Here is a 17,383-nt window from a genome sequence, read left to right as displayed (position 1 = left end):
GGTTCTCTTTATGCACGTTCTCTTAACAAGGAATGCCCCATGATCCCTCTGCCGAAGCGCCTGCTGGCAGTCGCTCTGGTTCTGGCCAGTGCGCCGCTCGCGGCGGCCCCGCTGGATGCCGCGCTGGATGAAAGTCAGCAACTGGCTACCGATGCCAAGGCCTCGCAGGCGCGCGTCGAGCAACTCGATGACGCCAGCCGGGAGATGCTTACCGAGTACCGTAACGCATTGCAGCAGGCTGAAGCGTTGCAAGGTTATAACGCTCAATTACGCGAGCTGGTGGCGGCGCAGCGCAAAGAGCTGACCGGCTATCAGCAGCAACTCGATGGCATCGAGCGCACCCAGGAGGCGGTAACGCCGCAGATGCGTCGCATGGTCGAAGTGCTGGGTGAATTTATTGCCGCTGACCTGCCGTTCCTGCCGGATGAGCGCAGTGATCGCCTGGCTCAGCTGCAGGACTTGCTGCCGCGTGCGGATGTCAGTCTGGCCGAGAAATACCGGCGCATCCTTGAGGCTTACCAAGTGGAGAGCGATTACGGCCGCACCCTGGAAGCCTGGCGCGGTGAGCTGCCGAGTGAAGGCACGTCGCGCAGCGTCGAGTTCCTTCGTCTGGGTCGCGTGATGCTGTATTTCCAGACCCTCGATGGCCATGAAAGTGGTTGGTGGAACCCGCAAACCCGCCGCTGGCAGCTGCTCGACGGCAGCGCCCGTCGTCCATTACGTCAGGCCATTGCGATTGCCCGCCAGGAGCAGGCTCCGGCCGTGCTTGACCTGCCCGTGAAGACCCTGGCGCTGGAGGCCAAGCCATGAATCCTTGCGCTCTCGCTTTTATCCTGGCCCTGCTGCCCGCCCTGGCTGGCGCTGCCGAACCGCTGAGCCCGGATCAACTGCTGCAGCGTATTCGCAGTGAGCGCGCGGCTGAAATCAGCGCCATGCAAAGCCGCGAGCAGGCCTTTATTGCCGAGCGCGGCGAGCGTGCCCAACTGTTGGCCACTGCGCGCAGCGCCCTGGCCACACAGAAGGCCGAAGCCGAGCGACTGAAGGCTGAATTTGACCGCCAGGAAGCCGAATTGGCCGAGCAGGAGAAACGCCTCAGCCAGCGTGCCGGCCACCTCGGCGAGTTGTTTGGTGTGGTCCGGCAGAGCGCCGGTGATGTCGCCGGGCAATGGCAGGACAGCCTGCTCAATGCCCAGTACCCCGAGCGCCAGGCGCGTCTCAAAGCGCTGGCCGAAAGCCGCACGCTGCCCTCGGCAGCCGACCTCGATGACTACTGGATGCTGCTGCTCGAAGACCTCACCGCCAGTGGCCGGGTCGAGCGGCTGCAACTGCCGGTAGTGGCTGCTGACGGCACGCGTAATCCGCAGGATGTGCTGCGGGTCGGCGCGTTCTCCGCCTTCGCTGCCGATGCCTTCCTGCGTTATGACGCCGATGCCGGCGAGCTGCTGGCGCCACCACGTCAGCCGTCTGGTTTAGGCCAGGTTGCGGATTATCTGGACAGCGATGCAACGGTAGCCAGCCTGCCAATAGACCCAAGCCGTGGCACCTTGCTGGCGCAGTTACAGCGTGAGCCAGGCTTCTGGGATCGCCTGCAGCAAGGTGGCCTGGTGGGCTGGGTGATTGTTGCGCTGGGGATCTTCGGTCTGCTGCTGGCAGCCTGGCGGATGATTTACCTGGCCCGCGTCGCCCGCAGCGTCAGTGCGCAGATGCATGACCTGAGTGCGCCGCGTGCCGACAACCCGCTGGGGCGGATCATCGGCGTGCTGGGGCCGAAGCCGCAGCTGGCGGATCTGGAAACCCTGGAGCTGAAGCTTGACGAGGCGATCCTGCAGGAGACCCCGCCGCTGGAAACAGGCCAAGGCCTGCTCAAGTTACTGTGTGCCGTGGCGCCGCTGCTCGGTCTGCTCGGCACCGTGACCGGCATGATCGTCACCTTCCAGGCGATCACCCAGGGCGGTGGCGGCGATTCACGATTGATGGCCGACGGTATCTCGCAAGCGCTGGTGACCACGGTGCAGGGCCTGGTGGTAGCGATTCCGCTGTTGTTCCTGCACACCCTGCTGGCCAGCCGCAGCAAAAGTCTGATTCAGCTGCTGGAGCAGCAAAGTGCCGGGCTTATTGCCCTGCACCTGTCCGGGGTACCACGCCGTGACTGATTGGCTGGCACTGTGGCTGCGCCTGGTCGACAGCAGCCATGCCCTGCTCGATTTCATGAGCGCCGGTGGGCTGGCGATGTGGGCGCTGGCGGGCCTTTGCGTGGTGTTCTGGACTCTGGTGTTTGAGCGCTTCTGGTACATGCGCCGGGTGTTCCCGAAGTGGGTTGCCGAGCGCCGTCAGGCCTGGCAGCAGGTGCTGAGCGACGACACCGGCAACTGGCAGCGCGCGGTGCGCAGTGCCTGGTTGGCGCAGGCGCAGCAGCACCTGCTGGGCCCGCTGCGCCTGAGCAAGACCCTGGTGGCGATGTACCCGCTGCTGGGCTTGCTTGGCACGGTCAGCGGCATGGTCGCGGTGTTCGACGTGCTGGCCATCAACGGCACCGGTAACCCGCGTGGCATGGCGGCCGGGGTCTGGCAGGCGACTCTGCCGACCATGGCCGGCATGGTCTTGGCGATTAGTGGATTATTCAGCCTGGCGCGCCTCGAACGCGATGCACGCCGGGCTCTAGAGCGGCTGGCTGACCAGCTGCGTCACGACTGAGATTCGACACATGAGAATGCGCCGTCACCACCAGCAAGACGAAGACACCAGCATCGACCTGACGCCGATGCTCGACGTGGTTTTCATCATGCTGATCTTCTTTATCGTCACCAGCTCCTTTATCAAGGAAGCCGGCGTCGACGTGCAGCGGCCCCAGGCGGAAACCGCCAGCCCGCAGGACAAAGGCAATATCCTCATCGCCATCACCGCCGATGGGCAGGTGTGGATGGACAAGAAAGTGGTCGATGTGCGCAGCGTGCGAGCCCATGTCGAGCGCATGCGCATCGACCAGCCGGACGGTGCCGTGGTGGTTCAGGCCGATCAGGACGCGCGTACCGGCCTGGTGGTGCAGGTGATGGACCAGGCGCGCCTGGCCGGTGTGCATGACGTGGCCCTGGCCGCTACGGCGGGAGCGTTTTGATGCGTTTGCCACTGTCCTTTGCTGCGGCCTGTGTGATGGCGCTGGCGCTGTTCGGACTGATGCTTTACATGGTCGCGCCGCCCAGCAGCAAGCCGAGTGAGGAGCCGCTGACGGTGGCCAGTTTCGTCCGTCTTGACGGTGACTCCAGCGACACCGCGACGCGCACCCGCCAGCAGGCACCGCAGCCGCCGCAAGCACAAACGCCGCAAACCCCGACACCGCCGACGCCGATGACGGCCACCCCGAGCGCCAACCTGCCGGCCCTGGATCTGCCGGTGCCGAGCCTGAGCACGGGGATTGCCGTGAACAGCGCGCCGACACCAAGCCTGACGGGGCTGGCAGCGGGTGCCTCCGCGCCAAGCGTGGCGACGCCCGGAGCTCCCGCCCCGAGCGATGCCGGTGGCCAGCCCGGCGGCCCGGAAAGTGAAGTGATGCCGCTCAACGATGTCAGCCCGGAATACCCGCGCTACGCCCTGCAGCGCAGCATCGAGGGGCATGTAAAGCTGGCGTTCACCATCAACCGCGCCGGTGCTGTCGAAAACGTGCGCGTTATCGAAGCCAGCCCGCAGAACGTGTTTGAACGCGAAGCGCGCCGCGCTGCCGTGCGCTGGCGCTTTGCACCGCGTACCGAGAGTGGCTTGGCGGTGGCCCGTGAAGCGGTGAAAACCCTGTACTTCCGTTTGGAAGGAGGTCGCTGATATGTATCGTTTACTGTTGCTGATCGCGCTGTGTGGCGCTGGTGCCGCGCAGGCGGCTGGGCAAAGTGTTGATCCGGGCGTGTTTCGCGCGCTGGATACCGCGCAGACTGCGCAGAAGAAGGGTGACTACGCAGCTGCGCGCCGCGCTCTGGATGCTGCCAAGGGCACGTCGGGCAGCCTGGAAGAAGCGCTGCTGTGGCGCAGCCGCGGTTATCTGGCCTGGGCCGAAGGGCAGAATGCCCAGGCCATCGAACTGCTGGAAAAGGTACTGAAGAGCGGCAAGCTGGACGCCGAGCTGCAGGCCGCTGAAGAGCTGAACCTGGCCCGCCTCAACCTGGTCGAGCGCCGCTACGCCCAGGTGGTGAGCTTGCTCGCACCGGGCCAGGCCAACGCCAATGAAGAGGTGCTGCAGGTGCTGGTACAGGCCTATCAGGGCCTCGGTCAGCCGGCCAAGGCACTGCCGTTGGCCGAGCGTTATGTGCAGGCTAATCCGCAGGCCGCCGATAGCTGGTTGCAGTTTCTCGTCGCAATGAACGCTGATCTGAAGAAATACCCTGTCGCCGAGCGCTGGCAGCGCCAGTTGCTCGCGCGCCAGCCGAATAACGCCCAGGGCTGGCGCCAACTGGCAGCCCTGCAGCAGCTAAGTGGCCATCAGGACATGTCACTGGCGACCTTGCGCGCGGCGTACCAGAAAGGCCTGCGTTTCAATGAAAGCGAGTTGGACAACCTGGTGCTGCTGGCCGGTGCGGCCGATCAGCCCTGGCAGGGCGCCAAGCTGCTCGCCGGGATGCTCGACCAGGGCCTGTTGCCGCGCACGGCAGCCCGTGAGGAACGGCTGGGGCTGCTCTGGTGGCAAGCCCGCGAGCGTGCTCAGGCCGCTGTGGTGTTCCGTGACCTGGCGCAGCGCTCGGGCATGGCCAAGCACTGGTTGCACCTGGCCCAGCTGGAGCTGGAGCAGGCGCGCTGGCAGGCCGGGCTCGATGCCCTGGCCAAGGCCGAACGAGCCGGTGCCGAACGCAGCAAAGTACGCGCCTGGCGCCAGTGGGCGGAAAGCGAGTTGAGCTATCAGCGTGAAAAACACGTGGCCAGCGCTGGCTAGTCGACTGCCGGTTTGCAGCGTCCAATAAAAAAGCCAGACCGCGGTCTGGCTTTTTCCTGCCTGGTTGCTGCGCTGTGTCTTAGCTATCTGGCAGCTCATAGGCGTAAATCTTCTCGGCTTCCATCTGGTAACCGGCTTCGGCCAGTTCGCTGCTGGTCTGCTCGACCTTGAGTGGGCCTTCGATCCAGAACGGCTGATACAGCGCATCCAGCAGCACACCCAGCTCGCTGGTGACATGGACGATCTGATTCGATGGCGGTGGCGGCACGTGGATGCACGCACCGAAGTACGGCACCAAGAGGAACTCGGTCACCCGGCCTTCATCGGTGACATCCAGCGGCACGATATAGCCCGGCAGTTTTACCGATTGGCCATCCAGTGCCTGCACCACTGGCGCGGCGGGCGACTGCTGCATGGCCGCCGGGCCGGATTCGGCGAGGGCGTCGGCCAGCTGCGAGAGGTCATGAATCGGTGCGGGTTCAGCGACTTGCGGCGGCGCATCGGCGGGGACCATTTCCGACCAGGTCAGCTCGCGCACCTCGGCAGCCGCCAGGGGCAGGGCCAGGGTGAGCAGCAGGGTGGCGAGCAGAGAGCGGTGCATGCAAAAAGCCTCATAAGCGAATCGATAAGCCATCGGCCAGGGATTGGCGGTACGCGCGCCAGGCCGGTACACAGCCCATCAACAGGGCGGCGCTCAGGATAGCGCCGAGCAGCGTCCACTCATAGCGGGTAGGCAGATTCAGCGGCAGGTACAGGCCGTAATTCGCCTGCACATAGCCCTGCGCTCCGGCGATGCCCAGGTACAGCAACAGCAGGCCGAGCAGCACGCCCGCCAGCGCCAGGGCAAAGGCCTCGACGATCAGCAGGCTGGCGATATGCCAGGGCCGCGCGCCGACCGAGCGCAGAATCGCCATCTCGCGGCGGCGCTCGTTAAGGCTGGTGAGAATCGCCGTAAGCATGCCGATCAGTCCCGTCAGCACCACGAACAGCGAAACCACGAACAGCGCCTTCTCGGCGGTGCCCATCAGGCTCCACAGCTCCTGCAGCGCGACGCCGGGGAGGATTGCCAGCAGCGGCTCGCCGCGAAATTCGTTGATCTCGCGTTGCAAGCTGAAGGTGGCGATCTTGCTGTTCAGGCCGAGCATGACGGCGGTGATCTGCTTGGGTTGCAGGTCCATCGCCCGCGCCTGCTCAGCACTGACCTTCGCCGCGCCGCGTGCGGGCATGCCGTTTTGCCAGTCGACATGCAGGGCCTCCATGCCGGCCAGGGAAATATGCAGGGTGCGGTCCACCGGTGTGCCGGTGCGCTTGAGGATGCCGACCACCTTGAACGGTTTGTCGTCATGCTTGACCAGGCTGATGGTGGCCACGCCATGGGCCAGCACCAGCTCCTGATCGAGCTGGTAGTTGAGCGCTTGCGCCACTTCTGCGCCGAGTACAACCTCGAACGGGTCATCGGCAAAGGCGCGGCCGCTGCTCAGCTGCAGCGGTTGGCTGCGGGCATAGCGATAGTGCTCGAAATACGCCGGGCTGGTGCCCATCACCCGGTAGCCACGGTGCGAATCGCCGAGTGAGATCGGGATGGCCCATTTGACCTGACGGTGGTTGGCAAACTGCTCGAAGCTGTCCCAGCGAATATTGTTAGTGGCGTTGCCGATGCGGAATACCGAATACAGCAGCAGGTTCACGCTGCCGGAGCGCGCGCCGACAATCAGGTCGGTGCCGCTGATGGTGTTGGCAAAACTGGCGCGGGCTTCGGTGCGCACCCGCTCGACGGCGAGCAGCAAACACACCGAGAGGGCGATGGCGAACACCGTCAGCCACGCAGTAAAGCGGCGGTTGCCCAGGCTGGCGAGGGCGAGACGCAGTAGATACATCCTTAAATCTCCGTGAGCAGGCCGTTGAGGAACGTAGGCGAGGCCGCCGAGACAAGGCAAAAACAGGCGAGAAAGCGGAGTTTACTGGTGTAAATGAGCATTTCGAGCCTGTTTTTAACGCCGTATCGGCAATGTAGGTAGTTTCTCAATGGTCTGCGGGGCGGGTGGCTTTGTTCAGCTCAGCGAGCGACAGGCTGCGGTCAAACAGCCGTGCCAGGCTCTGGTCGTGGCTGACAAATAGCAGGCTGGAGCCGGCCTCGCGGCACTCGGCGAACAGCAGCTCGAGAAAGGCTTCGCGGGCATCAGCATCCAACGCCGAGGTGGGCTCGTCGGCGATCACCAGCTCCGGCTGACCGATCAGCGCACGGGCAGCGGCCACGCGCTGCTGCTGGCCGATCGACAGGTCACCGGCGCGGCGCGCTAGCAATTCCGGCTGGTGCAAACCGAGGTGGGCGAGCAGGGCGTTGGTGGCCTTGGCCACGCTGCCATGGCGTTGCACCGCGCGGCTGGCGCGCAGCGTGGAGAAATGACAGGGCAGTTCGACGTTCTCACGCACCGAGAGAAACGGCAGCAGGTTGAACTGCTGGAAAATATAGCCGGTGTGATCGACGCGAAAGCGGTCGCGGGCGCTGGCGGACAGCGTACTCAAGTCCTGCTCAAGCAGCTGGATGCTGCCGCGGTTGGGCTTCTGTACGCCGCCGAGCAAGCCGAGCAGGGTGGTCTTGCCGCTGCCGCTGGGGCCTTTGAGAAACAGGCTTTCGCCGCGTTGCAGGGTGAACGCGTCGATGTTCAGCAGCTCAGGCTGGCCGGGCCAGGCAAAGCCGAGGTTGGACAGGTGGATCAGGGCTGAGCTCATAAAGTAAGCGGCCGGGTTACCCCGGCCGTTCTGCTGCAAAAGGGGTTGTTAGAAACTCAGGGTCGGCTGCGCGGGTGTCAGCTCCAGGCCCTGCTGGCCATTCGGGCCGATCAGTTGTACCTGAATTTTCTCGGTGGCGGGGAAGCGCTTGAACAGTTCGCCGAGGTTAAGTTGTTTCAATGCTTCAGGCTTCTGGCAGTCGAGGCTGTAGTGCACGTGGATATCACTGTGTTCGCTGTCTTTGGCGTGCTCATGGTGGTCGTCGTGCTTGTGCTCTTCGTGCCCATGTTCAGTAAATAGCGGGCTTTCCAGTTCTTGCTTGTTGACGCTGCAGTCGCCTGCGGCCAGGCCGAACAGCGCCTGCGGTTGTTCCAACTGGCTGCGCGCGGCCGCAACCTTGGCTTTGTCGGCAGCGCTCTTGGCGGCATGCTCGAAGCCCACCAGGTTCATCGCCGGGCTTTCCAGTTGCAGTTCCAGCGCTTTGCCATCGAGTACCACGTTGAGTTGCGCGGCGCCGTGCTCGTGAGCGTCCAGGCTGCCGTGCTCGGCGTGAGCACGCCCGTGGTCATGTTCATGGCTGTGTTCGGCTGCGAGGGCGGCGAGGGGCAGCAGGGCAAACGGCAGTGCAAGTAGCAGGCGGCGCATGGTGATCTCCGATCAGAGGTTAATGATTGTTACGTTATAACAACTTTGTGGCGCCCGTGACCAGCCTTGCTTGGCGACCTGCACTGGACGTGGGAGCATGGCGGCTGATCAGTTGAGGGTGGAATGATGGTGCGAATTCGTGGGCAGATCGGTGCCTGGCCGGTGGACCTGACGGTTGAGCTGGATGCGCAGGACTGGGCGCAGCTGGCTCAGCACGTGAGCCTTGAGCCGCCCGCTGCGCCGGCTGCGGTTGCCGCGCCAGTGGCCAATGATGCGTTGTGGCAAACCACCCTGGAGTTGCTGCGCCAGGCGGGGCAGATCGACGGGCCGCAGCTGCTCGGGCAGTTGGCTGGGCTGGCGGGCGGTGAGGCAGCGGGCAAACGCCTGCTGGTGCGGCTGCGCCATTGCGCACAGGTTCGCGTGGAAACCGGCGTCGATGCGCCGATTTATTACTGGATTGGTTAATGGCGCAGCACGGGGCAGGTTATCGATCACCTGACTTGTCGCGGCTAAAGCCTCTCCCACGAGTACAGCTGGTTCTGTAGGCGGGTTTTAGCCACGATGATCGGGTTAGTAGATCGCCTGATACAGCTTGCGGCGGTAGGTGGTGACCAGCGGGTGGTCATTGCCCAGCAGGTCGAAGACTTGCAGCAGGGTCTTGTGTGGCAGACCGTCGGCGTAGCTGCGGTTGCGGATAAACAGCTTGAGCAGGGCGTCCAGCGCCGGCTCGTAGTGCTGGCGCGCCAGTTGCTGAACGGCTAGCTGGTGGCTCGCCTCATCGTCGTTGGCATTTTGCGCTAAACGGGTTTTCAGGCTGGCCACATCCGGCAGTTCGGCCGCCTGGCGCAGGAAAGTCAGCTGCGCGCGGGCCCCGGCCAGGGCTTGTTTATGTTCATCGCCTTTGACCGCGCCCAGTACCGCTTCGGCTTCGCCCAGTTCACCGCGCTCGGCCAGGCAGCGCGCATACAGAATCAGCGCGGCAGCGTGTTCATTGTTTTCCGTCAGCAGCACCTTAAGCAGGGCTTCGGCATCGGCAAAGCGGCCTTCGCTGAACAGCGCCTGCGCCGCTTCCATCGGGTCGGCCGCGACCGGTGCTGGTTCGGCGACGTGAGGCTTGAGCATTTCGCGAATCGCCGACTCGGGTTGCGCGCCCGCAAAGCCGTCCACCGGCTGGCCGTTCTTGAACAGCACCACGGTCGGTAGGCTGCGGATGCCGAAGCGCGCCACGATGTCCTGCTCGATATCGCAGTTGACCTTGGCCAGCAGCAATTCGCCGTTGTATTCCTCGGTGATCTTCGCCAGCAGCGGCATCAGTGCCTTGCACGGCGCGCACCACTCGGCCCAGAAATCCACCAGTACCGGCTTCTGGAAGGAGTTTTCGATCACCAGCTGTTCAAAGCTGGCGCTGCCTGCGATATCAACGATGTAAGGGGACGTGCTCATGATCGGTCTCGGCGATGCGAAAAGTGGGATGGACTATAAATGCGGGCTGGGTCTGGCGGATACAAGGGCTGTTAGCTGCGTTCGGCGTGGTACAGGCTGACATGACGAAATTCAGCCGGTTCGGCCAGGTCCGGCCAGGTGCAGGCCTCGAGTACACCGAGGCGCTGATACAGCGGGTGTTGAAAGTCGCGCACCCGTGAATCTGCCACCAGCGCTTGACGTCCACGACTGAGGAACTGGTCGAGCAGCGGCAGGTTGGCGCGGTCGTAAAGCACGTCGGCGACGATAATCAGGTCGAAGCGGTCAGCCTCGGCAAAGAAGTCCGTCGAGTAGCTCAGTTGCACATCGTTGAGTGCCGCGTTGGCCTGGCAGGACGCAATTGCCAATGGATCAAGGTCGCAGGCCACGACTTCCAGCGCGCCGGCTTTGGCTGCAGCAATCGCCGCCACACCTGAGCCCGCACCGAAATCCAGCACGCGCTTGCCGTGCACCCACTCAGGGTGCTGGGCCAGCCAGCGCGCCAGGACCAGGCCGCTGGCCCAGCAGAAGCACCAGTAGGGCGGTTCTTCGAGGATCAGGCGGGTTTCTTCCGGACTGAAGCAGCGGTCCATGTTCGCCGGGTCGATCAGCCACAGTTTGATTGCAGTGCCGGGCAGGGTTTGCGCGCTGAGCTGGGCGTCACCCAGCAGTTCGCTGAGCGCAGCCTGCAGGGCGGCCGGTGCTGTCATGGCGCAGGTACCAGGCGCAACTCCCCGAGGTTCTGGGTTTCGCCGCGAGCAATCGGTTGCGCGGGCAGGCGCAGAATCAGCCGGCCAGCCTGATTGGCGCGGCCATGCAGCTCGATACGGCTGTGTTTATTGAAGGTTTCCGGGTTAAACGGCAAGCGAAACGCCAGCGGGTTGCCGGTACCGCGCAGCTGGATATTGCCCAGCAGCGTTTGCGGCCGGCCGCGTTGATCGACCGCCAGCAGCGCCAGCTCGACATCTGCCGCGTTGGGCACATTCAGCAGGCTACCGCTCAGTTCGCGCTGATGCGCAGGCAGCGGCACCGCTTCAGCCGGGTGCTGCGTCGGTGCGGAAACGGTGGGTTGGACGGGCGCTGGACTGTCGTTGGCGCAGGCTGTCAGCAGGGCGATCAGGCTTGCGAGAATCAGTGGTTGTATCGGCTTGGGGGCTTTCATTGACGGTCTCAACTGCGCTGCTTGGCATGGGCGCCTGTATACCGCAATCCCCTCGGCTTGTCTTGCCTGCGGGATGCGCTACCATGGCTACCTTCGTTCTAAGGCTGGCCTTATTTATGCACTGTCCCTTCTGCGGTGCCAATGACACCAAAGTGATCGACTCGCGCCTGGTTGCCGAGGGCGAGCAGGTGCGTCGTCGGCGTGAATGCCTGGCCTGTGAAGAGCGGTTCACCACCTTTGAAACCGCCGAGTTGGTGATGCCGCGCCTGATCAAACAGGACGGCAGCCGCCAGCCCTTCGATGAAGACAAGCTGCGCGCCGGCATGCAGCGGGCGTTGGAGAAGCGCCCGGTGAGTATCGAGCGCCTCGAGGCCGCGATTGCCCACATCAAGCACAAGCTGCGCGCCACCGGCGAGCGCGAGATCAAGTCCCTGGTGCTGGGTGAGTTGGTCATGGGGGAACTGCAGAAACTTGATGAAGTCGCCTATATCCGCTTTGCCTCGGTTTACAAACGCTTTCAAGACCTCAACGAGTTCCGTGAGGAAATCGACCGACTGTCCCGCGAGCCTATTAAAGGTTGATGATGAATTCAGATCACGCCTTTATGGCGCGCGCGCTGGAGCTGGCCCGTAAAGGCCTGTACTCCACTCACCCTAATCCGCGCGTGGGCTGCGTGATCGTGCGTGACGGGCGCATCGTCGGCGAAGGCTGGCATGCCCGTGCCGGTGAACCGCATGCTGAAGTGCACGCGCTGCGTCAGGCTGGTGACAAGGCTCGTGGCGCGACGGCCTACGTCACCCTGGAACCCTGCAGCCACCACGGGCGCACACCACCTTGCGCCGATGCTCTGATCAACGCCGGCATTGCCCGTGTGGTCGCCGCCATGCAAGACCCCAATCCACAAGTCGGTGGTGATGGTTTACTTCGCTTGATGCATGCCGGTATCGCGGTGCAGAGCGGCGTGTTGGAAACCGAGGCGCGGGCGCTGAATGCCGGGTTTATCAAACGTATGGAGCAGGGCCTGCCCTTTGTCCGGGTCAAGCTGGCGATGAGCCTGGATGGGCGTACCGCCATGGCCAGCGGCGAAAGTCAGTGGATCACCGGGCCCGCCGCGCGTGCTGCCGTACAGCGGTTGCGGGCCCGCGCCAGTGTGGTACTGACCGGTGCCGATACGGTGCTGGCCGATGATGCCCGGCTCACCGTGCGACCCGACGAGCTGGGCCTTGGCGCGGAATTGAGCGCGCTGGCGCAGGCGCGGCCGCCATTACGGGTGCTGGTCGATGGCCGCCTGCGTGTGCCGCTCAGCGTGCCGTTTTTTCAGGCTGGCGCAGCACTGGTGGCGACCTGTGCCGCGGCCTCGGCGCGTGATCGCTATCTGGACGATGGGCACGAACTATTGGCGGTGCCGGGCAGTAACGGCCATGTTGACCTGCGCAAGCTACTGATCGACCTGGCGGCGCGTGGCGCCAATGAAGTCCTGGTCGAGGCCGGTCCACGCCTGGCCGGCGCATTCGCTCGGCTGGGGTTGGTGGATGAGTACCAGTTGTTTGTCGCCCCCAAGCTGCTTGGCTCCAGCGCGCGACCGTTGTTGGACCTGCCGCTGGCGCGCATGGCTGACGCCCCGGCGTTGAAGATTGTCGAAATGCGTGCTGTCGGTGATGACTGGCGCATCATCGCGGTGCCACAGCCAGCCGTTTGATGGGTGGTTATTCATCGTATCGTTTGCCGATGCAGGGCATCGGCAATGTGTGGTAAAACGCGTCTCGGCTGCGCAAGCGGTCGCAACGTTCTCAGGGCGGGGTGTAATTCCCCACCGGCGGTAATGGCTGCAAGGCCTAGCCCGCGAGCGCTCGTACGGCATCTGCCCGGCGAGGTCAGCAGACCCGGTGTGATTCCGGGGCCGACGGTATAGTCCGGATAAAGAGAGAGCGGGATTGCCTCCATGGGCGCTATGCGCCTGTCTGCAAAATCCCTATCGATCGGCATTGCCCTGTTTTTAATCAAAACAGGAGTTCGTCCATGCTGTTCAGCATCATCTTCAATGTGAAACCGGAGGGCATATGTTCACCGGCATAATCGAATCCATCGGTAGCATTCGCGCCATGACCCCCAAAGGCGGTGATGTGCGTGTCTACGTGGCCACGGGCAAGCTTGATCTTGGCGATGTCAAACTGGGCGACAGCATCGCCGTTAATGGTGTCTGCCTGACCGCTGTAGAGCTGCCCGGCGACGGCTTCTGGGCCGACGTCAGTCGCGAGACGCTGGCACGTACCGCCTTTGTCGACCTCAAGCCCGGTAGCGCGGTGAACCTGGAGAAAGCCCTGACGCCCACCAGCCGCCTCGGTGGGCACCTGGTCAGTGGTCACGTCGATGGCGTTGGTGAGATCGTCTCACGCGCCGATAACGCCCGCGCCGTGCAATTCAAGGTGCGCGCCCCGCGCGAGCTGGCCAAGTACATCGCGCACAAAGGCTCTATCACTGTCGATGGCACCAGCCTGACCGTCAATTCAGTCGATGGTGCCGAGTTCGAGCTGACCATCGTGCCGCACACGCTGGCCGAAACCATCATGGTCGACTACCAGGCCGGGCGTAAGGTCAATCTTGAAGTTGACCTGCTGGCGCGTTACCTCGAGCGCCTGCTGCTTGGCGACAAGGCTGCCGAGCCCAAGGCCTCGGGGCTGACCGAAAGTTTTCTCGCCGAACACGGCTACCTGAATAATTGAGGAGACGCCCGATGGCGCTCAATACCGCTGAAGAACTTATTGAAGACATCCGCGCCGGCAAGATGGTCATCCTCATGGATGACGAAGACCGCGAGAACGAAGGCGATATCATCATCGCCTCGGAGTGTGTGACCGCTGAGCACATCAACTTCATGGCGCGCTTCGCCCGTGGCCTGATCTGCATGCCGATGACCCGCGAGCGCTGCGAGCTGCTCAACCTGCCGCTCATGGCACCGCGTAATGGCTCCGGCTTCGGCACCAAATTCACCGTCTCTATCGAGGCGGCCGAAGGCGTGACCACCGGCATTTCCGCCGCTGACCGCGCGCGGACCGTACAGGCTGCCGTGGCACGCAATGCAGTGGCGGCGGATATTGTCAGCCCGGGCCACATTTTCCCGCTGATGGCCCAGGCGGGCGGTGTCCTGGCGCGTGCCGGTCATACCGAAGCCGCCTGCGACCTGGCGCGCATGGGCGGCTTCGAACCGAGCGGTGTGATCTGCGAGATCATGAACGACGACGGCACCATGGCCCGTCGTCCGGAGCTGGAGAAGTTTGCCGAAGAGCACGGTCTGAAGATCGGCACCATCGCCGACCTGATCCACTACCGCCTGATTCACGAGCGCACGGTCGAGCGTGTCAGTGAGCAACCGCTGGACACCGAACTGGGGCAGTTCAACCTGGTGACTTACCGCGACGGCGTGGAAAACACGGCGCACATGGCTCTGACGCTGGGCACGGTGTGTGCCGAAGAGCCGACGCTGGTACGGGTGCATAACATGGACCCGTTGCGCGATCTGTTCCTGGTCAATCAGCCGGGCCGCTGGAGCCTGCGCGCGGCCATGGCCGAGGTGGCCAAGGCTGGCAGTGGTGTGGTGCTGCTGCTCGGCAATCCACTGACCGGGCCTGAGCTGCTGGCGCTGTTGGGCCGTCAGCAGCCAGCCAGCCCTGCGACTTACAGCACGGTGGGGGCCGGTTCGCAGATTCTGCGCGACCTCGGGGTGCGCAAGATGCGCCTGATGAGTGCGCCGATGAAGTTCAACGCGATATCCGGTTTCGACCTGGAAGTTGTAGAATACCTGCCCGCTGAATAACGGCCGCTGCGTGATTGCGCGTGGGCAGCCTGTATGGCAACAGGTTCGGCTTGCTTGTTTACTTCGGTAAACCCGCGCCGCGCCTGCCTTGCTCTGGTTGTCCTGCGCTGGCCACGCGCTGTTCCGTTGGGCTATACATTTTTTGCCCTCTGGCTCTTTAACGCTATATGAGATTTGTTTTATGACCCTGAAGACCATCGAAGGTACGTTCATCGCTCCCAAGGGCCGTTTTGCCCTGGTTGTCGGCCGTTTTAACAGCTTTGTTGTCGAGAGCCTGGTCAGCGGTGCCGTTGATGCCCTGGTGCGTCATGGCGTGAGCGAGAGCAACATCACCATCATTCGTGCGCCGGGCGCGTTCGAGATCCCGCTGGTGGCGCAGAAAGTTGCGCAGCGCAGCGAGTACGACGCGATCATCGCCCTCGGCGCGGTTATCCGTGGCGGCACCCCGCATTTTGAATACGTGGCGGGTGAGTGCACCAAAGGCCTGGCTCAGGTGTCCATGGAGTTCGGCGTGCCGGTTGCCTTCGGCGTACTGACCGTAGATTCCATCGAACAAGCCATTGAGCGTTCCGGCACCAAGGCCGGTAACAAGGGTGCTGAAGCTGCACTGTCGGCCCTGGAAATGGTCAGCCTGCTGGCGCAGTTGGAGGCCAAGTGAGCCAGAACGACAGCGCCGGGCAACCGCCGAAAGGCCCGAAAGCCCCCAGCACCAAGACCCTCGCGCGCCGTCAGGCGCGCTCCCTGGCCATGCAGGCGCTGTATTCCTGGCACATGGCGGGGCAGTCGCTGAACGAAATCGAAGCGCAGTTCCGCGTCGATAACGACTTCAGCACAGTCGATGGTGCTTATTTCCACGAAATTCTGCATGGCGTGCCACGGCAGAAGCCAGAAATTGATGGTGCGTTCGAGTCGCTGCTTGACCGTCCATTGGAGGAGATCGACCCGGTCGAGTTGTCGATCCTGCGTCTGTCGACCTACGAGCTGAAGAACCGTATCGATATCCCCTATCGTGTGGTGATCAACGAAGGCATCGAACTGGCCAAGGTGTTTGGTGCAACTGACGGGCATAAATTCGTCAATGGTGTGCTGGACAAGCTGGCTCCGCGTTTGCGCGCGGATGAAGTTCGCGCCAACAAGCGTTGATCGGGCTTGCCTGTCTTGGGTGAGTTTGAGCTGATCCGTCACTACTTCGCCGCTGCGTCCTGTGCGCAGGCTGGCGAAGGTGTGGCATTGGGCATCGGCGATGACTGTGCCTTGCTGACGCTGCAGCCGGGCGAGCAGCTGGCGATTTCCACCGACACGCTGGTGGCCGGGGTGCATTTTCCCAAGGCAGCCGACCCCTTCCTGCTGGGCCAGCGCGCCCTGGGTGTTTCTGTCAGTGATCTGGCGGCCATGGGCGCGACGCCGCTTGGCTTTACCCTGGCGTTGACCTTGCCTCATGCGGCCGTCAGCTGGCTGGAAGGCTTTGCCCGTGGCCTGGACCAGATGGCCCAGTGCTGTGCCATTCGCCTCATCGGCGGTGACACCACCCGCGGGCCGCTGAGCCTTACCCTGACGGTTTTTGGACGTGTGCCCAGCGGCATGGCGCTGACCCGCAAGGGCGCACAGGCGGGTGATCTGCTGTGTGTCGGCGGGGCGCTGGGCGACGCCGCCGGTGCCTTGCCGCTGGTCCTGGGCCAGCAGCGTGCCGATTCGCCGCAGGCGGCAGCACTGCTGGCACGCTACTGGTCGCCATTGCCACAACTGGCGTTGGGGCTGGCTCTGCGTGGCAAAGCCAGCGCGGCGCTGGACATCTCCGATGGCCTGCTGGCGGACTGTGGGCATATCGCTGCAGCCTCGGGTGTGGAGTTGGTTATTGAGCAGGCCCGAGTGCCCTTATCCGATGCCTTGCGGGCGCAGGTTGGCGATGCTGCTGCACTGCAATGTGCGCTGAGCGGTGGCGATGACTATCGGCTGGCCTTTACGCTGCCGTCTCACTGTCTGGCTGATGTGCAGGATGCTGGTTTTCCGGTGCAGGTGATCGGCTGTGTGGTTGCAGGCCAGGGTGTGACCCTGCTGGATCCGCTCGGTCAGCGCGTAGAACCGCCTCGGCGGGGTTATCAACATTTTGGAACGACCTGTGACTGATCATCCCAAGCAAGTCCCTGCCGAGTTTGTACCGCCTTCGGTGTGGCGCAACCCCTGGCATTTCCTGGCGTTCGGTTTTGGTTCCGGTACATTGCCGAAAGCGCCGGGTACCTGGGGGTCACTGGTTGCCCTGCCATTTATTCCGTTGCTGCAGATGCTGCCGGACTGGGGGTACTGGTTGATGCTGGGCGCCACCATGTTGTTTGGCTTCTGGCTGTGCGGCAAGGTGGCCGATGACCTGCGAGTACACGACCACGAAGGCATCGTCTGGGACGAAATGGTCGGTATGTGGATTACTCTCTGGCTGGTTCCACACGGCTGGGGTTGGCTGCTGCTAGGCTTTTTACTGTTTCGCGTGTTCGACATCCTCAAACCCTGGCCGATTCGCTGGGTGGATCGGCATGTACACGGCGGTGTCGGCATCATGCTCGATGACGTGCTGGCGGGGGTATTTGCCTGGATGGCGCTGCAGTTGATCGTTTGGGGCTGGACGAATGGACTGGCGTCTGCGCTGGGCGCGTAAGGAGAG

At 63.5% G+C, this 17,383-nt stretch carries 22 protein-coding genes and 1 riboswitch; of the genes, 15 read left to right on the top strand and 7 right to left on the bottom strand.

The features are described from left to right. The first annotated feature begins 39 nt into the window (after positions 1-39). From OU997_RS04650 to OU997_RS04625, 6 genes are read left to right on the top strand one after another with little or no spacing between them, the layout of a single operon-like run. A complete protein-coding gene (locus tag OU997_RS04650) occupies positions 40-810 on the top strand; it encodes a DUF3450 domain-containing protein (RefSeq protein ID WP_267809272.1) in 771 nt (256 codons plus the stop codon). Then, complete coding sequence (locus OU997_RS04645) at positions 807-2,153, top strand: MotA/TolQ/ExbB proton channel family protein (protein WP_267809270.1); 1,347 nt, start codon at positions 807-809, stop codon at positions 2,151-2,153. The genes OU997_RS04650 and OU997_RS04645 overlap by 4 nt, the downstream gene beginning before the upstream one ends. Continuing rightward, positions 2,146-2,694, top strand: coding sequence for a MotA/TolQ/ExbB proton channel family protein (locus OU997_RS04640; RefSeq protein ID WP_267809268.1), 549 nt, complete (start codon positions 2,146-2,148; stop codon positions 2,692-2,694). Before OU997_RS04645 ends, OU997_RS04640 begins: the two co-directional genes overlap by 8 nt. 10 nt (positions 2,695-2,704) lie before the next feature. Further along, positions 2,705-3,115, top strand: a complete 411-nt coding sequence (locus OU997_RS04635; RefSeq protein WP_267809266.1) for an ExbD/TolR family protein — start codon at positions 2,705-2,707, stop codon at positions 3,113-3,115. Continuing rightward, on the top strand, positions 3,115-3,813 hold the full coding sequence (locus OU997_RS04630) for an energy transducer TonB (RefSeq protein WP_267809264.1): 699 nt from the start codon (positions 3,115-3,117) through the stop codon (positions 3,811-3,813). Before OU997_RS04635 ends, OU997_RS04630 begins: the two co-directional genes overlap by 1 nt. A 1-nt stretch (position 3,814) precedes the next feature. Then, complete coding sequence (locus OU997_RS04625) at positions 3,815-4,912, top strand: hypothetical protein (protein ID WP_267809262.1); 1,098 nt, start codon at positions 3,815-3,817, stop codon at positions 4,910-4,912. 79 nt (positions 4,913-4,991) lie between these two features. Here the strand turns inward: OU997_RS04625 and OU997_RS04620 are convergent, their stop codons facing one another. The 4 genes from OU997_RS04620 to OU997_RS04605 form a co-directional block, all read right to left on the bottom strand. Next, complete coding sequence (locus tag OU997_RS04620) at positions 4,992-5,513, bottom strand: DUF3299 domain-containing protein (RefSeq protein WP_108489679.1); 522 nt, start codon at positions 5,511-5,513, stop codon at positions 4,992-4,994. A gap of 10 nt (positions 5,514-5,523) precedes the next feature. Next, complete coding sequence (locus OU997_RS04615) at positions 5,524-6,789, bottom strand: ABC transporter permease (protein WP_108489678.1); 1,266 nt, start codon at positions 6,787-6,789, stop codon at positions 5,524-5,526. A gap of 145 nt (positions 6,790-6,934) precedes the next feature. Next, positions 6,935-7,645 (bottom strand): ABC transporter ATP-binding protein, encoded by a 711-nt coding sequence (locus tag OU997_RS04610; protein WP_267809259.1) that lies wholly within the window; start codon positions 7,643-7,645, stop codon positions 6,935-6,937. Positions 7,646-7,693: 48 nt separating this feature from the next. After that, positions 7,694-8,290, bottom strand: a complete 597-nt coding sequence (locus OU997_RS04605; RefSeq protein WP_108489676.1) for a DUF2796 domain-containing protein — start codon at positions 8,288-8,290, stop codon at positions 7,694-7,696. Positions 8,291-8,416: 126 nt separating this feature from the next. On the opposite strand from OU997_RS04605, the gene OU997_RS04600 reads away from it, so the two are divergent. Next, entirely contained in the window at positions 8,417-8,755 is a 339-nt protein-coding gene (locus tag OU997_RS04600) for a hypothetical protein (protein ID WP_108489684.1), read from the top strand. A 105-nt stretch (positions 8,756-8,860) separates the two neighbouring features. On the opposite strand, the gene trxA is transcribed toward OU997_RS04600, so the two are convergent. The 3 genes from trxA to OU997_RS04585 all read right to left on the bottom strand — a co-directional run bounded on the left by trxA (position 8,861) and on the right by OU997_RS04585 (position 10,913). Beyond that, a complete protein-coding gene (gene trxA, locus OU997_RS04595; protein ID WP_267809257.1) occupies positions 8,861-9,733 on the bottom strand; it encodes a thioredoxin in 873 nt (290 codons plus the stop codon). A 71-nt stretch (positions 9,734-9,804) separates the two neighbouring features. Beyond that, positions 9,805-10,461 (bottom strand): class I SAM-dependent methyltransferase, encoded by a 657-nt coding sequence (locus OU997_RS04590; protein ID WP_267809255.1) that lies wholly within the window; start codon positions 10,459-10,461, stop codon positions 9,805-9,807. Then, on the bottom strand, positions 10,458-10,913 hold the full coding sequence (locus tag OU997_RS04585) for a YbaY family lipoprotein (RefSeq protein WP_267809253.1): 456 nt from the start codon (positions 10,911-10,913) through the stop codon (positions 10,458-10,460). The genes OU997_RS04590 and OU997_RS04585 overlap by 4 nt, the downstream gene beginning before the upstream one ends. Before the next feature lie 116 nt (positions 10,914-11,029). Here OU997_RS04585 and nrdR point away from each other — a divergent pair, with 116 nt between their 5' ends. The 8 genes from nrdR to OU997_RS04545 all read left to right on the top strand — a co-directional run bounded on the left by nrdR (position 11,030) and on the right by OU997_RS04545 (position 17,377). After that, on the top strand, positions 11,030-11,494 hold the full coding sequence (gene nrdR / locus OU997_RS04580; protein WP_090255738.1) for a transcriptional regulator NrdR: 465 nt from the start codon (positions 11,030-11,032) through the stop codon (positions 11,492-11,494). After that, on the top strand, positions 11,494-12,612 hold the full coding sequence (gene ribD / locus OU997_RS04575; RefSeq protein ID WP_267809252.1) for a bifunctional diaminohydroxyphosphoribosylaminopyrimidine deaminase/5-amino-6-(5-phosphoribosylamino)uracil reductase RibD: 1,119 nt from the start codon (positions 11,494-11,496) through the stop codon (positions 12,610-12,612). The genes nrdR and ribD overlap by 1 nt, the downstream gene beginning before the upstream one ends. Before the next feature lie 83 nt (positions 12,613-12,695). Further along, positions 12,696-12,847: riboswitch (FMN riboswitch) on the top strand. Between the two features lie 126 nt (positions 12,848-12,973). Continuing rightward, positions 12,974-13,636, top strand: a complete 663-nt coding sequence (locus OU997_RS04570) for a riboflavin synthase (protein WP_267809250.1) — start codon at positions 12,974-12,976, stop codon at positions 13,634-13,636. An 11-nt stretch (positions 13,637-13,647) separates the two neighbouring features. Beyond that, positions 13,648-14,727 (top strand): bifunctional 3,4-dihydroxy-2-butanone-4-phosphate synthase/GTP cyclohydrolase II, encoded by a 1,080-nt coding sequence (gene ribBA / locus OU997_RS04565; RefSeq protein ID WP_108489670.1) that lies wholly within the window; start codon positions 13,648-13,650, stop codon positions 14,725-14,727. Positions 14,728-14,908: 181 nt separating this feature from the next. Further along, complete coding sequence (gene ribE / locus OU997_RS04560; protein WP_108489669.1) at positions 14,909-15,385, top strand: 6,7-dimethyl-8-ribityllumazine synthase; 477 nt, start codon at positions 14,909-14,911, stop codon at positions 15,383-15,385. After that, a complete protein-coding gene (gene nusB, locus OU997_RS04555) occupies positions 15,382-15,870 on the top strand; it encodes a transcription antitermination factor NusB (RefSeq protein ID WP_108489668.1) in 489 nt (162 codons plus the stop codon). The genes ribE and nusB overlap by 4 nt, the downstream gene beginning before the upstream one ends. A gap of 15 nt (positions 15,871-15,885) precedes the next feature. Then, a complete protein-coding gene (gene thiL / locus OU997_RS04550) occupies positions 15,886-16,854 on the top strand; it encodes a thiamine-phosphate kinase (RefSeq protein WP_267809246.1) in 969 nt (322 codons plus the stop codon). Continuing rightward, a complete protein-coding gene (locus OU997_RS04545) occupies positions 16,847-17,377 on the top strand; it encodes a phosphatidylglycerophosphatase A (RefSeq protein WP_267809245.1) in 531 nt (176 codons plus the stop codon). Before thiL ends, OU997_RS04545 begins: the two co-directional genes overlap by 8 nt. Positions 17,378-17,383 lie beyond the last annotated feature (6 nt).

Source organism: Pseudomonas sp. SL4(2022) (assembly GCF_026625725.1).
Classification (GTDB): Bacteria; Pseudomonadota; Gammaproteobacteria; order Pseudomonadales; family Pseudomonadaceae; genus Aquipseudomonas.
Note: the sequence above shows the minus strand (reverse complement) of the source record. Positions and strands in the feature narration are given on the sequence as shown.

What these genes read in the sequence shown, in the direction of transcription:
- nrdR (WP_090255738.1), top strand. Translation starts at nt 11,030, where the DNA reads ATGCACTGTCCCTTCTGCGGTGCCAATGACACCAAAGTGATCGACTCG.
- OU997_RS04630 (WP_267809264.1), top strand. Translation starts at nt 3,115, where the DNA reads ATGCGTTTGCCACTGTCCTTTGCTGCGGCCTGTGTGATGGCGCTGGCG.
- ribBA (WP_108489670.1), top strand. Translation starts at nt 13,648, where the DNA reads ATGGCGCTCAATACCGCTGAAGAACTTATTGAAGACATCCGCGCCGGC.
- OU997_RS04625 (WP_267809262.1), top strand. Translation starts at nt 3,815, where the DNA reads ATGTATCGTTTACTGTTGCTGATCGCGCTGTGTGGCGCTGGTGCCGCG.
- OU997_RS04605 (WP_108489676.1), bottom strand. Translation starts at nt 8,290, where the DNA reads ATGCGCCGCCTGCTACTTGCACTGCCGTTTGCCCTGCTGCCCCTCGCC.
- OU997_RS04635 (WP_267809266.1), top strand. Translation starts at nt 2,705, where the DNA reads ATGAGAATGCGCCGTCACCACCAGCAAGACGAAGACACCAGCATCGAC.
- trxA (WP_267809257.1), bottom strand. Translation starts at nt 9,733, where the DNA reads ATGAGCACGTCCCCTTACATCGTTGATATCGCAGGCAGCGCCAGCTTT.
- OU997_RS04650 (WP_267809272.1), top strand. Translation starts at nt 40, where the DNA reads ATGATCCCTCTGCCGAAGCGCCTGCTGGCAGTCGCTCTGGTTCTGGCC.
- OU997_RS04600 (WP_108489684.1), top strand. Translation starts at nt 8,417, where the DNA reads ATGGTGCGAATTCGTGGGCAGATCGGTGCCTGGCCGGTGGACCTGACG.
- ribE (WP_108489669.1), top strand. Translation starts at nt 14,909, where the DNA reads ATGACCCTGAAGACCATCGAAGGTACGTTCATCGCTCCCAAGGGCCGT.
- OU997_RS04570 (WP_267809250.1), top strand. Translation starts at nt 12,974, where the DNA reads ATGTTCACCGGCATAATCGAATCCATCGGTAGCATTCGCGCCATGACC.
- OU997_RS04645 (WP_267809270.1), top strand. Translation starts at nt 807, where the DNA reads ATGAATCCTTGCGCTCTCGCTTTTATCCTGGCCCTGCTGCCCGCCCTG.
- OU997_RS04615 (WP_108489678.1), bottom strand. Translation starts at nt 6,789, where the DNA reads ATGTATCTACTGCGTCTCGCCCTCGCCAGCCTGGGCAACCGCCGCTTT.
- OU997_RS04620 (WP_108489679.1), bottom strand. Translation starts at nt 5,513, where the DNA reads ATGCACCGCTCTCTGCTCGCCACCCTGCTGCTCACCCTGGCCCTGCCC.
- OU997_RS04585 (WP_267809253.1), bottom strand. Translation starts at nt 10,913, where the DNA reads ATGAAAGCCCCCAAGCCGATACAACCACTGATTCTCGCAAGCCTGATC.
- ribD (WP_267809252.1), top strand. Translation starts at nt 11,494, where the DNA reads ATGATGAATTCAGATCACGCCTTTATGGCGCGCGCGCTGGAGCTGGCC.
- OU997_RS04610 (WP_267809259.1), bottom strand. Translation starts at nt 7,645, where the DNA reads ATGAGCTCAGCCCTGATCCACCTGTCCAACCTCGGCTTTGCCTGGCCC.
- OU997_RS04590 (WP_267809255.1), bottom strand. Translation starts at nt 10,461, where the DNA reads ATGACAGCACCGGCCGCCCTGCAGGCTGCGCTCAGCGAACTGCTGGGT.